General features: G+C 68.2%; 12 protein-coding genes, 1 tRNA gene and 1 other RNA gene. 10 read left to right on the top strand and 4 right to left on the bottom strand.

The genetic code is table 11. From position 1 onward, the window contains the following. Positions 1 to 557 precede the first annotated feature (557 nt). On the top strand, positions 558 to 758 hold the full coding sequence (locus tag C503_RS0119765) for a helix-turn-helix domain-containing protein (protein ID WP_018683367.1): 201 nt from the start codon (positions 558 to 560) through the stop codon (positions 756 to 758). Between the two features lie 544 nt (positions 759 to 1,302). Continuing rightward, positions 1,303 to 2,676, top strand: coding sequence for a tyrosine-type recombinase/integrase (locus tag C503_RS44070; protein ID WP_033400810.1), 1,374 nt, complete (start codon positions 1,303 to 1,305; stop codon positions 2,674 to 2,676). Between the two features lie 84 nt (positions 2,677 to 2,760). Here C503_RS44070 and C503_RS0119755 read toward each other — a convergent pair. Then, positions 2,761 to 2,850: transfer RNA gene (locus C503_RS0119755), tRNA-Ser, on the bottom strand. A 119-nt stretch (positions 2,851 to 2,969) separates the two neighbouring features. Here C503_RS0119755 and C503_RS48895 point away from each other — a divergent pair. The 5 genes from C503_RS48895 (at position 2,970) to C503_RS0119735 (ending at position 6,581) form a co-directional block, all read left to right on the top strand. Continuing rightward, the gene (locus C503_RS48895) at positions 2,970 to 3,368 is read left to right on the top strand and encodes a phage integrase N-terminal SAM-like domain-containing protein (protein ID WP_026316493.1); all 399 of its coding nucleotides are present in this window, start codon (positions 2,970 to 2,972) and stop codon (positions 3,366 to 3,368) included. Next, positions 3,287 to 3,571 carry a hypothetical protein gene (locus C503_RS46840; protein ID WP_169514559.1) on the top strand — a complete coding sequence of 95 codons (285 nt, stop codon included), beginning with the start codon at positions 3,287 to 3,289 and terminating at the stop codon, positions 3,569 to 3,571. Before C503_RS48895 ends, C503_RS46840 begins: the two co-directional genes overlap by 82 nt. A 529-nt stretch (positions 3,572 to 4,100) precedes the next feature. Continuing rightward, positions 4,101 to 4,985: a radical SAM/SPASM domain-containing protein gene (locus C503_RS0119745; protein WP_026316492.1), complete on the top strand. Its 885-nt coding sequence runs from the start codon at positions 4,101 to 4,103 to the stop codon at positions 4,983 to 4,985. A gap of 13 nt (positions 4,986 to 4,998) precedes the next feature. Continuing rightward, a complete protein-coding gene (locus tag C503_RS0119740; RefSeq protein ID WP_018683950.1) occupies positions 4,999 to 5,742 on the top strand; it encodes an AAA family ATPase in 744 nt (247 codons plus the stop codon). A gap of 8 nt (positions 5,743 to 5,750) precedes the next feature. Continuing rightward, positions 5,751 to 6,581 (top strand): phosphotransferase, encoded by an 831-nt coding sequence (locus C503_RS0119735; RefSeq protein ID WP_018683949.1) that lies wholly within the window; start codon positions 5,751 to 5,753, stop codon positions 6,579 to 6,581. Between the two features lie 133 nt (positions 6,582 to 6,714). Here the strand turns inward: C503_RS0119735 and C503_RS0119730 are convergent, their stop codons facing one another. Together C503_RS0119730 and C503_RS43445 are read right to left on the bottom strand one after the other, a co-directional pair. Further along, positions 6,715 to 7,995: an ABC transporter substrate-binding protein gene (locus C503_RS0119730; protein WP_018683948.1), complete on the bottom strand. Its 1,281-nt coding sequence runs from the start codon at positions 7,993 to 7,995 to the stop codon at positions 6,715 to 6,717. Between the two features lie 30 nt (positions 7,996 to 8,025). After that, entirely contained in the window at positions 8,026 to 10,359 is a 2,334-nt protein-coding gene (locus C503_RS43445) for a vWA domain-containing protein (protein ID WP_018683947.1), read from the bottom strand. A 188-nt stretch (positions 10,360 to 10,547) separates the two neighbouring features. Here C503_RS43445 and C503_RS0119720 point away from each other — a divergent pair, with 188 nt between their 5' ends. Together C503_RS0119720 and ffs are read left to right on the top strand one after the other, a co-directional pair. Beyond that, a complete protein-coding gene (locus C503_RS0119720) occupies positions 10,548 to 11,114 on the top strand; it encodes a hypothetical protein (RefSeq protein ID WP_018683946.1) in 567 nt (188 codons plus the stop codon). Positions 11,115 to 11,155: 41 nt separating this feature from the next. Next, an RNA gene (gene ffs, locus C503_RS44065) (signal recognition particle sRNA small type) lies at positions 11,156 to 11,250 on the top strand. Between the two features lie 15 nt (positions 11,251 to 11,265). Here the strand turns inward: ffs and C503_RS0119715 are convergent. Next, positions 11,266 to 12,285, bottom strand: a complete 1,020-nt coding sequence (locus tag C503_RS0119715; RefSeq protein WP_018683945.1) for an LLM class flavin-dependent oxidoreductase — start codon at positions 12,283 to 12,285, stop codon at positions 11,266 to 11,268. A gap of 75 nt (positions 12,286 to 12,360) precedes the next feature. Between C503_RS0119715 and C503_RS0119710 the strand changes: the two genes are divergently transcribed. After that, positions 12,361 to 14,352 (top strand): DNA polymerase III subunit gamma and tau, encoded by a 1,992-nt coding sequence (locus C503_RS0119710; protein WP_018683944.1) that lies wholly within the window; start codon positions 12,361 to 12,363, stop codon positions 14,350 to 14,352. Positions 14,353 to 14,505: the final 153 nt, after the last annotated feature.

Genomic DNA, 14,505 nt, shown 5'->3' with positions numbered 1-14,505 from the left:
CCGGACACGCGGGACCCCGCACGGGACCCCCGCCCCCGGTACGGGACTAGTCCCGCCCCGGTCCCGTACCGGACTCCCGCGCCCCGACCAGCACGAACACCGCCAACGGGACCCACGGGACCCCCTCCCGCCGGCCCGCGAAAACCGCCCCGAACAAGCCCTGGGCACCCCGCCCGACCGCTTCCCGCGCGCGGCTGCGCGTAGAGAACCAGGAGAACCCCGGATGATCTTGTCACGCGACTGTCACGGCACCCCTCACGCGAGTGTCACGTCCCCTGTCACGACCGGTGTCACGCACCTGTCACGACTCGTGACACCGCCCCTGACCTGTCACTCTCCACCCCTACCCCGCCCCCCGCGTGCCGGGCCGGGGAGAGCGCGCAGGAGCCGCTAGACCTAGCGGCCCGCCCCGCTAGACCTAGCACCCCCACTAGCGGCCCGCACCCGCCACCACCAGCGCCCTAGCACCTAGCGGCACCCCGCCGCGTTCCCCGGGCCGCACCACCCGCCGGACCGCTCGACACCCCCGCCCGCACCGACCGGAAGGAATCTCCACAGTGGACACCACTACCCCCGCCGCCCGCGTCCTGCACACCGTCGAAGCGGCCGCCGCGCAACTGTCCATCAGCCGCACCCGCATGTACGCGCTCATCAAGACCGGCGACATCCACACCGTCCGCATCGGACGCCTCCGCCGCGTCCCTCACGACGCCCTCACCACCTTCACCCAACGGCTCAGCCGCCAGCCAGCCGCCTGACACCACCCCGCACACAGCGGGGAAGAACACGGGGAAGCAGGTGGGGAAGCACCCGAACCGGGGGGAAAATCCCCTCCTGCTTCCCCACCCACCTTCCCCGCCCTCACCAGGCACAACACCACCCGGGGAAGATCAACACCATCTCCCCCGCCGCTGGCCGAACCCCCGAAAACCGGGGTTTGCTCCCCCGCCCGCTCCCTCCCCACGCCACCGCAACCGGCCCGCCGAACGCCCCGCACCCCCCAGGGACGTGACAGGGAGACCAGCAGGGAGCCACCAGGCAGACAGGGAGAACTCCCTACCCGCCTCCCTGCCCCTGCCTCCCCACCCTCAACAGCACAAACACCCCCGACAGGGAGGCCAGGGAGGCAGACAGCGCCCCCCGGCCACACAGCCCACCAGCCCGGAAACACGCCCCCATCCCCACTGCCGCGTCCCTCCCCGCCGCCACCAACCGACCCGGCCCGGGAACCAGCCAACCGCTGACCCGAGCCGCCCAGGCCACGGACGCGACACCCGAAACCCGCGATAGAACGGACTCCCAATGCCACGCAAGAAACGCCCCGAGGGCACCCGTGCGCCTAACGGCGCCAGCAGCATCTACTACAGCGAATACGACAAGAAATGGCACGGCCGCGTCACCATGGGCGTCAAAGACGACGGCAAACCCGACCGGCGGCACGTCAAACGCGCAACCGAGGGTGAGGTGATCAAAGCCGTCCGCGAGTTGGAAAAACAGCGGGATAGCGGAAGGGTTTCCAAGGTTGGACAGCGGTGGAAGGCAAAGGCATGGTTCGAACACTGGGTGGAGAAGATTGCCGCACCAACAGTTCGGCCGACGACAATGGTTGGCTACCGGTCCTCTGTGTACAACCATCTCATCCCTGGTGTCGGGGACCACTGGCTGGATAGGCTCCAACCTGAGCACCTGGAAAACCTGTACAGCAAGATGATCGCTGGTGGTCTGAAACCGGCGACGGCCCACTTGGTGCACCGGACTGCCCGTGTAGCACTAAAGGAGGCTTGGACGCGGTGCCGCTACGTCACCGACAACCCCGCGTTGATAGCTCGTCCGCCGAAGGTGGAAGAGGAGGAAATCGAGCCGTTCAATGACGCTGAAATAGTCAAGATCGTACGTGCGGCGGCCAACCCGAATAGGAAGCGTAGGAAGGCGAGATTTATCGTTGCATTGGCCGTGGGGCTACGGCGCGGGGAAGCGCTCGGACTGCGTTGGCGCGAAATCGAGATCCAGTGGAGCCACGGTTGTGGCGAGCAGTCGCGATGCCGAACCGAATGCGCTGGTGAGGACTGCTCAAAGAGACTCGGTCGCGGTCGCCTCAAGGTGCGTTTCGGGCTCCAACAACGACGCTGGCAGCACGGCTGTGCTGGCGCCTGCGGCACCGGTCCGGCCCGGAAATGCCCAGACAGGCATGGCGGTGGTTTGGTGCTCGCGCCGGTCAAGTCGAGAGCCGGGCGGCGCGTCGTTGGCCTCGCCCACCAGATCTGTATGGTCTTCGACGATCATCGGCGGCTACAGGATGCCGATCGGGAGGCCGCTGGGGATCAGTGGCAGGACCTGGACCTGGTGTTCACCAACCTGACGGGCGGCCCGATCCAGTTCTCTGAAGACTTCCGGGCCTGGAAGCAGCTGCTTCATGATGCGGGTGTGCGCGATGCTCGGTTGCACGATGCCCGCCACACCGCCGCGACGATGCTGCTCATCCTCGGTGTGCCACTACCGGTGGTCATGAAGCTCATGGGCTGGTCGAACACCGCTGCGGCCAGCCGCTATCTGCACGTTGGTGGCGACCTCGTGGATGCGGTCGCGGACCAGGTGGGGGATCGGATGTGGGGGTTGCTTGGGGACGATGACGATGATGGAGACGACGACCTGGAAGAGGTAGTGATCCAGCCCTAACGGGGCTAATGAGCCCCGGATTGAGACCTAGATACGGAAACGCCGGTCACCGAACCTGCTGGTGACCGGCGTTTCCGCTGGTAGTGGCGGAGGATGCGGGATTTGAACCCGCGAGGGTTTTAACACCCAACACGATTTCCAATCGTGCGCACTAGGCCACTATGCGAATCCTCCGCCGGAGAGCTTACCGGAAGGGAGCCTGACCACCCAAAACGGGGGGTCGGGGGTGGCTCGCACGGGGAGTCCTGAGCTAGCACGGCGCTCGGTGACGACACGATTGCTGAGCTTGAGACATGGCCGTGACCTGTACCAATGCCCCGGTCTGGGCGATGCTGTGCGAGCTGTGGGAGACGTCGCTCGCGTCGAAGGGCCGATCGGAACACACGATCGGGGGGTACCTGCGCACCGCCCGCCGGTGGGCGCGGTGGCTGGAGGACCAAGGGTACGACGTTGACCCGAACGGGGTAACGACGTTCCACGTCGAACTGTTCATCGTCGGCATCATCAAGGCGACGTCGGCGGCGAATGCTGCGCACCACTATCGGAACTTGCGGGTGCTCTTCAAATGGCTCGTGAAGCGCAAGCACATCTCTGCGGGCAACCAAATCCGATGGACCCGACCGAGCCACCGAGCTTTGATGAGAAGATCACCGACCTACTGTCGGATGCGGACCACGCAAACCTGTTGCTGACCTGCTCCGGAAAAGATCTTCTCTCGCTCCGAGATCGAGCGATTTCCCTACTGTTCATGGACACGGGGATGTGCGTCTCCGGGCTGCACTCCTTGAAGGTCGACGACGTCGGCGGTTACGCGTTCGCGGCAAACGTACCAAGTAGGCGCGATTGGGCGAACCCATTCGACAACTCGCACCAGCACCGGCGCAACTTCTTTTGATGCGGCGGTTGACTGCCTCTTGGCGTCGAAAAGCTATAACAACGCCTCGCGTTTGATCATTTCACCACTGGGGGAATAGATGTACTACTGGCGGTTTCTGGCTGTGGTGATGTTTGTGTTCTGTCTTGCGATGGTGTTGCCCGTCTACTACCTGCGACCATCGACCGGTCAGCACGGCAGCCCGGTCGGCGCAGCCGTCACCATCGAGACTGTTCGGCGGCAAGCGGCTCTTCGGCTGGCAGAACACCGAGAAGAGAGCTGGCGCGAGCGGACTGCACCGGCCTGGCCAACCTTGCCAGCCGCGCACACTCCGGCTGTGGCAGAACCACCAGAGGGTGAGCCTTCGCTAGTCAGGCCGTACTTTCTGGCCGCAGTGGCGCGCATGGGATCGCGCGATGGGGAACAAGCTCCCGCGAGCTTGGTCGGGACTCGCTGATTCTTGTCTCGTCCGGCAACTTGCCCATTCCGTTGACGGCCGGACGGGATAATTGATTCGACAGAATTACGCCAACTAGATCGAGGGGTTGAGTTGAGAAATTTGTCATTCCTCTGGCTGGAAATTACCGGAAGGTGTCAACTCCAGTGCACCCACTGCTACGCGGAGTCCGGGCCAGGCGGTACCGATGGTGCGATGGCACCGGGGGACTGGACGAGCGTCATCGAACAAGCCGCTGGCCTTGGGGTCGAGATGGTGCAGTTCATCGGTGGGGAGCCCACCTTGAACCGATCGCTTCCCGACTACGTGCGACAGGCGCGCGGGCTCGGCATGAAGGTCGAGGTGTTCAGTAACCTGGTGCACGTGTCACCCGACCTGTGGAGCCTCTTCGAGCGGAGGGGCGTGCAGCTCGCAACGAGTTACTACAGCGACAGCGCCGCCGAGCACGAGAAGATCACCATGGGGCGGGGAAGCCACCAGCGCACGAGGGCCAACATCGCCGAGGCGGTGCGACGGTCCATCCCCTTGCGTGTGGGGGTTGTCGATATCAGCGACGGGCAGCGCGTGAGTCAGGCTCGTGACGAACTCGCCTCGCTGGGATTCGTCGGCGAGGTGCGCGTCGACCGGTTGCGTGGAGTCGGCCGCGGCGGTACGGCGGCGCCCGACCCGTCTCAACTGTGTGGGGGCTGCGGTCAGGGCAAGGCCGCGGTGGCGCCGGACGGCTCCGTGTGGCCTTGCGTGTTCTCCCGGTGGCTGCCGGTCGGCAACGTGCTAACGGCGCCACTCGCTGAGATTCTGACCGGGCCGCGGATGCGGCAGACCACGGCTACCCTGGTCAAGCAGTTCGCCAGTGGGCCGAGCTTCCCGTGTGTGCCCAAGATGTGCGACCCGCAGTGCGGCCCGAGTTGCAGTCCGGCGTGCAACCCTGCTGGCAACTGCACGCCCTCGGGTAAGTGCGTCCCGACCGAGTACGAGTAACCGAGGACACGCCATGCTCGCCCGCCGTGCGTACATACCCGACGAGTTCCAGTCTGACGAGGTGCTTGACTCGTGGCCGCTGACCGTGCCGTGCGTGGCGCAGTTGGCCGAAACGGGCATCGAGTTCGAGCGGCCGATCACCTTCCTGGTCGGTGAGAACGGTTCGGGCAAGTCCACCCTGGTCGAGGGGTTCGCCGAGGCATGGGGCTTGGACGCGCGCGGCGGGCGAGCGGGGCGTAAGTACGTCAACGACCGCCCCAAGACGCCGCTTGGTGAGCTGCTTCGGTGGGACACCACCAGCACGGGCGCCCGTCACAAGAGCGGGACCCGCACCAAGCGGCGTGGGTACTTCCTCCGTGCCGAGACCGCGTTCGGGTTCATGGAGGCTGTCAGCGGGATGCGCGGCTACTGGGAAGAGGACACCAACGCGATGAGCCACGGCGAGGGATTCCTCACCGTGCTGTCCGCCATGTTCCAGGAACCGGGCTTCTACCTCATGGACGAGCCAGAGGCCGCGCTCTCGTTCAACTCATGCCTGCGGTTGGTCAACCTCTTGTACGACCTCGGCGAGTCCGGCGCACAGGTCATCTGCGCGACCCACTCGCCCGTCCTCGCCGCGACGCCTGGCGCTGACATCATCGAGGTGACCGACGACGGGTTCCAACGGACCAAGTGGGAAGACCTCGCCCTGGTGGACCACTGGCGCCGGTACATGAACACGCCAGAGGCTTACCTGCGCTACGTCACCAACAAGTAGAGGTGCACGTGACTACCGACACCGGTGATGCCGACGCCCGGTTCCGGCAATGGATGCGCGAGAACCTCGACCGCGCCGCCAAGCACTTCGGCGTGACCGTAACCGGTGAGCCATTGCTCGGCTGGATCGGACGGACCGTTAGTGCACCGGTCACCAAGAACGGCGCTGACTACTGGCTGCGGGTCGCATCCGAAGATCAACGATGGGCCAGCGGCAACCACTGGACCGGCAACCTCGCGGCCAACGTGTTCACTGACCTCGCCAAGCCGCAGGTCCTCGACATGGTCGAGTGGGAAGAGTGGCGGCTGCAACGGGCCGAGATCATGACACGGATGCCTGGCTGTCCCTGTTCGCCCACCGATGTTCTGCGTGCCGCGGTCGACTTCCCGGACGAGTGGTGGGCAGAGCTTCGCCGCACGACCGACACCGTTGCGGCGATGCGTACCGAGCGGGTCAACAGCACGCAGGAGAAGGTCACCGAGCGGCTTGCACAGAGGTTCGGCCACGCCATTGACCCCACGGTGCTCACCTGGGAGACGGTGCACGGCGACCTGCATTGGGCGAACCTGCTATGCCCCGAGTTCGGCTTGCTGGATTGGGAGCTGTGGGGGCGGGGGCCAGTCGGGACCGATGCCGCGACGCTGCTGTCCTACAGCCTGTTGGTGCCCGAGACTGCGGAGCGGGTACGGGAGGTCTACGCCGATGTGCTTGGAACCTCTGTCGGTCGCCTCGCTCAGCTCTATGTCATTGCCCGACTTTCACGCCGGATTGAAGGCGGGGACTATCCGGACCTGGCGGAACCACTCAAGCGCCACGCCGCGGCGCTGCTCGAAGGCTGAGAGTGCACGTGAACTGACCGGCCGAACGGCGCGACCGCGAAAGCGTCGCCGACCTGGTGCGTATTCGGGCGGAATGGACTGTGGCCGCAACGAAACCCATCACGACAGGTAGCGGGCCGATCGCGGCGTGGCGTCAATGGTTCCCGTGGAGGGTGGCGCGGATTTCCTCGGCCAGTCGGTCCATGGCCGGTTCCACTCGTTCGGCTCGGTCGAGTGCGCTGTACAGGTCCTCCTGGACGACGCCGGTGATGCGGTCGTAGTCCGGGATGCGGCCCCGGTCCCGGGCGTGTTCGATGCTCTGCCCAAGCACCTCCAGGTACGGGTACTGGCCGCGCAGCACGGGGTCGCTGTAGAGGCTGCGCAGGCTCGGGGCGTATCCGCCGCGGGAGAACAGCACGCGTTGCTGGGTTTCTTCCGTGTAGAAGCGGATGAAGTCTCGGGCGGTCTGCTGGTGTCGTGAGCACGGCGAGATGGCGATGTTCCAGCCGCCCAGGGCGCTCGGGCCGGGCAGGCTGGTGACGCCGAATCGGCCCGCCACCGGCGAGTCCGGGGCGGCGAGTCGGGGCCAGGTGTAGGGCCAGTTCCGCATGAACAGGGCCTTGCCCTCCTGGAAGTACCGCCTGCTGTCCTCCTCGGTGAACCCGGTGGCCGCGCGCGGGATCCAGCCGTCGCGTAGGCCGTCGGACAGTAGGGCCACGCCCCGCTTCGCCTCGGCGGAGTCGGCGGTGACCTGTTCGCCGTTTGCCGAGACCAGGTCGCCGCCCGTGTACCAGATGGCCTCCAGCGCGTTCACTGTCAGGCCCTCGTAGCGGTAGAGCTGGCCTACGTAACCGTCCATGTGGTACTTGGGCATCAGCTGCTGGGAGATCTGCCGCAGTTCCGCCCACGTGCGCGGTGGCGTGAGGTGTTCGGCGTCGAGGATGTCCTTGCGGTAGAACAGCAACCCTGCGTCCGAGCGGGCGGGGATCGCGTAGAGTGTGCCGTTGAGAGTCGCGTTGCGCACCGGTGTGCTCAGGAACCGGTCTATACCGAAGTCCTTGCCGTTCAATGGTTGCAGGTAACCCGCGCGCGCGAACTCCGACGTCCACACAGTGTCGAGCATCATCACGTCGTTGCATCGTGTCTGCTCACCCGCCAGTGCGACGTCCTGCGATGTGGCCATCAACGACGCGCGCAGGGCGTCGGATTCGCGGGACTGTTCGATGAAGGTCACCGGCTCCTTGAAACCACGCCCGTTGTTCCACCGCTCCACCAGCTGTTCGACCTGTTTGCCCTCGGTCAGGTCCAAGCTGTCCACGAAGGTGATCGGGCCGCGGGAGTCCAGCCGGTCGTCCTCGTTCGCGGGGTTCGCGCATCCGGTCACCGTGCCCGCGGCCGCCAGCAGCACCAGCGCCACCCGGGAGAGCCTGCCCATCCGTTCCCTCCGATCCTGACGTGCAGCCACTCAGTCCTGACGCCACAGTCCGGCCGCGACCAGGTCCGGCAGCCGGTCCAGGCCGCTCGGGTCGGTGATCGCCACGCATTGGCCGTCGGTCGCCTCGGCGAGGTCGGTGAGCTTGGCGCGGGCGCAGGTGTCCTGGTCGAAGGTGACAACCAGCAGCCGCGTGTCGCGCGCGCCTTGGACGGCCAGGTGTTCACGCAGTGCCGCCAGGTCGACCAGCCGGACGTCGGTGTTCGCGCCGTCGGTGAGCAGGACGAGCAAGTCGTGTCCGCCGGGCTGGTCGCCGCCCGCGCGCAGTCTGTCCATTCCGGACGACAGCATGGTGTAGACGTTGCCGATGGCGGTCGCGGGGCGAGTGATGCCGCGCAGGGCCGCGCTCAGCGGGGTCGGGTCGGCGGCGATGGGCACCTGGGTCGCGCCCGCGTCGAGGCCGACCGCGTCGTGGTCTCCGAACAGGCCCAGCAGGTTCAACAGTGCCCCGGTCGCCGCCTGCAACCGGCTGCCCGCGCCGAACGGTGTCCCCATTGACGGCGCGGTGTCGACCGCCAGCAGGGTCCGCGTCGGCCAGCGGGCGTCGATCGCCGCGTTGTACACCGCCTGGTAGTCGGTACTCGGGTCGATCGGCAGCGGGACCGGGGACTCGGCGGCGGGCCCGACGAAATGCCCGGGGCGGCCGTTGACGTCCCGGAAACCGTTGTTGCGCAACGTCGCCTGCGCGGCCGGACCACGCAGGTAGTCGGCGAACCGGTCGATGACCTGCCCGCGCTGACGGTTGGTGGGGCGGTCGGCCCAGCGCACGACGACGAACGGGTAGTCCAGGACCGGCGTCGCGTCCCTGGGGTACAGCAGCCGCAGCGGGTCCGGGTGGTCGCCCGCCGCGCACTGGTCGTTGAGCTGTGCGCCCTGGTTGTAGTCCACGGCGCTCTTCTCCGACACCAGCGCCGCCGCCCGCCGTGGGCTGGAGCGCAAGGTACACAACAGGTCTCCGCTGCCCTGGTCGGCCGGGCTCGCGACCTTCATCTCCACATCGTGGGTCACCCGGGGCACATCGTCGCGCGCCAGCACCGCCGTGGTGAGCGCGGGGACGTCCAGCCGGTACTGGTACAGCGCGATGGTGGCGAGCATGCCCGCGGTCGAGCTCGCTGGGTCGGGCCGGGTGAACGGCGCGTCCCCGCCCGCGACCCGGTCCAGGTTGGCCCAGGTGAAGTACTTCCCGTCGGTGCGCAGGTCCGGCACCAAGTCCTCCGGGGCGGCCAGCACCAGCGGCGACTCGGCGATCCCCGGGCGGGCGTCCAGGGTGGCGCCCGGTCCGGGCGACCGGGCCAGCCGGGCCCGCACGTGCTCGACGTCCAGGGTCGAGTCCGGGATCCAGACGTGCGGCTCGGGCCCGTGGTCGCGCGCGTCGTTGCGGCCGGACCAGCCGCGGCCGAGCGCTTCCACCGAGTGGTAGTAGGTCTCGGCCTGGATGTGCACGCGCGCCTGCCCGCAGCCGCCCTCGTCGCTGCTGCGCGCGGCCTCGCGTTCGAAGTCGACCGCCAGCTGCCGCAGGGTCGGCGCCATCTCGGTGGAGGTCAGCACATTCAGTTGGATGGGCGCCACACATTCGGCCACCGGCAGTGCCGCACCCGCCAGCACGTCGGTCGTCAACGACAGCACCAGTAGTCCCACCAGGACCACCGGCGGCCACCGCACCCTGGGCAGCGTGAATGTCGGCAGGACCGGTCGCGGGATCCGCAGCCGCGGCAGGGTGAACGTCGGATGCGGGCACGGGTGGTCCGGGACGCTGATCCACACCGTGCTCCGGGTTTCCTTCCGCCGCACCGGGTGCGGGGTGTAGATGCCCGGGTTGGCCGCCGGGTGGTGCTTGACGACGTGCTCGTGGAACCAGTTCGACGCGGCGAACACCAGCACGCCCGGCGAGTCGGCCAGCGCGGCGCGCACCGGGGTCGCGTCGATCAACCGGAACGCGTGGTTGAGATCGGTCCCGATCTTTCCGCGACCGTCGTCGTCCACTTCGCCCGCGTGCACCACGACCCGCAGCCGGATCCGCGCGGCCGGGCCGTGATCGGCGTTGTGCTCGCGCAGCGCGGCGGCCAGCTCGTGCGGCAGCGAGGCCACCAGCTCCACCTTGGGCACCCCGGGCAGCAGCATGAACAGCCCGTCGCCGCGGTCCTCGTGCGTGCCCCAGGGCAGGTCGGACCGGCGCAGCGCCCTGGTCAGCACCTCGTACAGGCCGGCGTGCACGATGGCCCGGTCCCGGTCGGTGCGCCGGGGATCACCGTAGCCCTCGACGTCGATGACGAGGATGCTCGTGTGCAGGTCCCTGGTGTGCGGCACCGCGCGCTCCCCGTGGCTCGACGGCAGGCGTACAGGCTACCGCCGCGTTCCGGTCGACATGAGTTGGATCACATCAGGGGTGGTGTCCAATTCTTGTCGAAAACGACCATCGGGTTACCTGTCACAATCGCCCGCCAGCAACGATGTTCTGGCTGACAACGCCGATGTCGGAAATCGCGAGGAGCGTCATGACGCAGGACCACGGCGGCTACAACCCACAGATGCCCCAATACCCTCAGCAACCACAAGGCTACCCGCAGGGCGGGTATCCGCAAGCCGGTGGCTTCCCGGCCGCCCCGCAGGCAGCCCCGGGCGCGGGCCCGCACGTCCGGCCCGGCTCGGTCACCTCGTCCGCCGTACTGGGGTTCATCCAGGCGGGCATCACCGCGATCATCACGCTGATCATGCTGTTCGGCACGCTGAACGTGTCCGAGCGCACCGACGGCGAGGCGGGTGGCTTCGGCTACGTCCTCATCATCGTGCAGCTGGTCGGCGCGGTCTTACTGATCATGGGCGGGATGCAGCTGATCAAGGGCACCGGGCGGGGCCTGATGATCGGCGGCGCCATTCTGGAGATCGTGATCGGACTGTTCTACATCGTGGTGTTCGCGGCCATCCCGAGCCTGGGCATCGCGGAGGTCTCCAGCGCCAAGGGCGTGATGATCGTCGGTGCGCTCGCACTGTCGGTCATGCCGGTGATCAGCCTGATCCAGGCGGCGGGCAGTGGCGCCAGCGCCTGGCTGCGTCGGTACTGAGGTCCCATGCGGAAGCGCGGCCGCGCTCCCGCTACACTGGACGCGGACCCCGTGCGGTGTTCATCTCGCGAACCTCCCCAGGGCCGGAAGGCAGCAAGGATAAGCGGGCTCTGGCAGGTGCGCGGGGTCCCCTTCTTTTTCGGGGTCCCCGTCAGGCCACCGCGGCCGGGCGCAGGCCGACCAGTTCGGCCACCCGCTCGTAGCTGCGCACCCGGTCGGCGTGTCGGTACACGTTCGTGGTGATCATCAGCTCCTGCACGCCGGTGCTCCCGACCAGCTCGGCCAGCCGCTCGCGGACCGTGTCCGGGCCACCGATGACCTGGCTGTCCAGCCGCTCGGCGATGAACAGCCGGTCCAGGTCGGAGTAGGGGTACTCGTCGGTCTCCTCGGGTGAGGGCAGCCGCCCCGGCTTGCCCTTGCGCAGCTGGAGGAACTGCAGCGCGGCGGGCGCGGCCAGCCGGTGCGCGGTCTCGTCGTCCTCCCCGCACACCACGTTCGCCGCGATCAGCGCGTACGGCTCGGCCAGCACCGCCGAAGGCCGGAACCGCTCCCGGTACAGGGCCAGCGCGGGCAGCGTGTTCTCCGAGCTGAAGTGGTGTGCGAACGCGAACGGCAGGCCCAGGTAGCCCGCGACCTGGGCGCTGTAGCCGCTGGAGCCCAGCAGCCAGATGGCGGGCTGGTTGCCAAGCGCGGGCACGGCGGTCACGCCCTGTGCGTCCCGGCCGGTGAAGTAGTTGGCCAGTTCGGTGAGCTGTTCCGGGAAGTCGTCCACGGACAGCTGGCCCTCGGTGCGGCGCAACGCACGTGCGGTGACCTGGTCTGTCCCCGGCGCGCGCCCGATCCCCAGGTCGACCCGGCCGGGGTGCAATGCCTCCAGCATCCCGAATTGCTCCGCCACCACCAATGGCGCGTGATTCGGCAGCATAACGCCGCCTGAACCGATTCGGATCCGCTCGGTCACCATGGCGATATGGGCGAGCAGCACGGCCGGGGCCGAGCTGGCGATACCGGGCATGTTGTGGTGCTCGGCGACCCAGTACCGGTGGAATCCGAGCCGTTCGGTCACCCGGGCGAGGTCGAGGCTGTTGCGCAGTGCTTCGGTCTCGGTGGCGCCGTTGGCCACCGGGGCGAGGTCGAGTACCGAGTACGGGATGGGCACGTACCGGGTCAACGCGCGAGCACCTGGTCCGATTCCCGTCCCGTTCCCAGCGGTCGGGGTGTCGGACCGGACCGGTAGTGTCGCGGCGTGGCGCTCGCCCTCTACCGCAAGTACCGGCCGGCGACCTTCGCCGAGGTCGTCGGACAGGAACACGTCACTGTCCCGCTGCGCACGGCGTTAGCGGCAGGCCGGGTCAACCACGCCTACCTGTTCTCCGGCCCGCGCGGCTGCGGCAAGACGTCCAGCGCGCGCATCCTGGCCCGCTCGCTCAACTGTGAGCAGGGCCCCACGGACGAGCCCTGCGGCGTCTGCGCGTCCTGCGTCGGCCTGGCCCCCAACGGCCCCGGAACAGTCGACGTGGTCGAACTCGACGCGGCCAGCCACGGCGGTGTCGACGACGCCCGCGAGCTGCGCGACCGCGCCTTCTACGCGCCCGCCCAGTCCCGCTACCGGGTGTTCATCGTGGACGAGGCGCACATGGTCACCACGCAGGGCTTCAACGCCCTGCTCAAGATCGTGGAGGAGCCGCCGGAGCACCTGGTCTTCATCTTCGCCACCACCGAGCAGGACAAGGTGCTGGCGACCATCCGCTCCCGCACGCACCACTACCCGTTCCGGCTCATCCCGCCCAGTTCCATGCGCGACCTGCTGGAGCGCAACTGCGCTGCCGAGAACGCCAAGGTGGAGCCCGCGGTGTTCCCCCTGGTCATCCGCGCGGGCGGCGGCTCGGCCCGGGACACGCAGTCGGTGCTGGACCAGCTGCTGGCGGGCGCGGGACCGGAAGGCGTCACCTACGACCGCGCGGTTTCCCTACTCGGCGTCACGGACGTCGCTCTCATCGATGACATGGTCGACGGCTTGGGCGCGGGAGACGCGGCAGCCGTGTACGGCACAGTGGACCGCCTGGTGGAGGCAGGCCACGATCCGCGTCGCTTCGCGTCCGACCTGTTGGACCGGTTGCGGGATCTGGTGTTGCTGCGCGCGGTGCCGGATTCGGCGAGTCGGGGTCTGGTCAGCGCTCCGGACGATGAGCTGACACGGATGGTGGGCCAGGCCGAGCGTCTTGGTGCGGCGACCCTGTCTCGATACGCGGAGATCGTGCACACCGGGTTGGTCGAGATGCGTGGTGCTACCGCGCCTCGGCTGGTGCTGGAGTTGTTGTGTGCGCGGATGTTGTTGCCCGCGGCGGTGCCGACGGACGCGGCTGCGGACTCGGCGGTGTTGCAGCGGCTTGAACAGGTCGAACGGCGGATGACGGCGGCGCCTGCTGGTGCTGTTCCGGTTGCCGCTGCTCCTGTTCCCGTTGCTGCTGCCCCTGTTCCGGTTGCCGCTGGGCCGGTTGCTGCTGCGCCGAGTGCGCCGGTCGAGCAGGCTCCGTCGCGGCCTCGTCCGGTGATCACCCGGCCGTCGCAGCGGGCTGCCGAGCCCGCGGCCCCGGTGGCGGCGCCTCGGCCTGCCGCGCCGACACCCGCTCCTCCGGTCGAGCCGCCTGCTGCCGAGCCCGTCGCTGCCGCCGCGCCCGGGGCGATGGATGCCGCGGGGGTCCGGCGGGTGTGGTCCGAGCTGTTGGGCGCGGTCCGCAAGGCCAGTCGCAGCACGGAAGCGATGCTGACCAACGCGACAGTCCACTCGGTCGACGGTGACGCTGTGGTCATCTCGCACCCGGCGGCACCGCTGGCCCGCAGGCTGGCGGAGCCGCGCAACGCGGACGCCATCGCCCAGGCCATGATCGCGATCCTCGGTGGCCGGTGGCAGGTTCGGGTGATCCACGCCGAACCCGGCTCGGCTCCCGCCGCTCCCGCACGCGCGGCCAGGCCCGCGCCGGAACAGCCCACGCGCACCTTTGAACCCCCGAGCCGGGCGTCCGCGCCTGCTCGTCCGCCGGTGGACGAGGCCCCGCCGCCGGAGCCGCCGGAACCGGATGTGCCGTTGCCGCCGGAGCCGGAGGACGAGGAAGAGATGATGGCGCAGGCGGCGCGGAAACCGGACCCGAATGATCCGGGACCGCGGCAGCCGGATCCGGAAGAGGCGATGTTGAAGCTCTTGGCGGAAAAGCTGGGCGCCCGACCCGTCGAATGATCATGCGCTGACGGAGTTGTCCACAGGGGCCGGAAGTTGTCCCCAGCCCCCGATCGGGGCCTATTGACAACTTTCAAGATCGCCTAGGGTTACCCGTATTGGGCGGGTTCGCCCCCCGGGTGGGTGGGGGCGTGCCTTGGGGTCGTTTCCGGG

Source organism: Actinokineospora enzanensis DSM 44649 (assembly GCF_000374445.1).
GTDB lineage: Bacteria > Actinomycetota > Actinomycetes > Mycobacteriales > Pseudonocardiaceae > Actinokineospora > Actinokineospora enzanensis.
Note: the sequence above shows the minus strand (reverse complement) of the source record. Positions and strands in the feature narration are given on the sequence as shown.

Coding starts and splice junctions, on each gene's coding strand:
- C503_RS44070 (WP_033400810.1), top strand. CDS start 1,303: ATGCCACGCAAGAAACGCCCCGAGGGCACCCGTGCGCCTAACGGCGCC.
- C503_RS48895 (WP_026316493.1), top strand. CDS start 2,970: ATGGCCGTGACCTGTACCAATGCCCCGGTCTGGGCGATGCTGTGCGAG.
- C503_RS46840 (WP_169514559.1), top strand. CDS start 3,287: ATGGACCCGACCGAGCCACCGAGCTTTGATGAGAAGATCACCGACCTA.
- C503_RS0119740 (WP_018683950.1), top strand. CDS start 4,999: ATGCTCGCCCGCCGTGCGTACATACCCGACGAGTTCCAGTCTGACGAG.
- C503_RS0119730 (WP_018683948.1), bottom strand. CDS start 7,995: ATGGGCAGGCTCTCCCGGGTGGCGCTGGTGCTGCTGGCGGCCGCGGGC.
- C503_RS0119720 (WP_018683946.1), top strand. CDS start 10,548: ATGACGCAGGACCACGGCGGCTACAACCCACAGATGCCCCAATACCCT.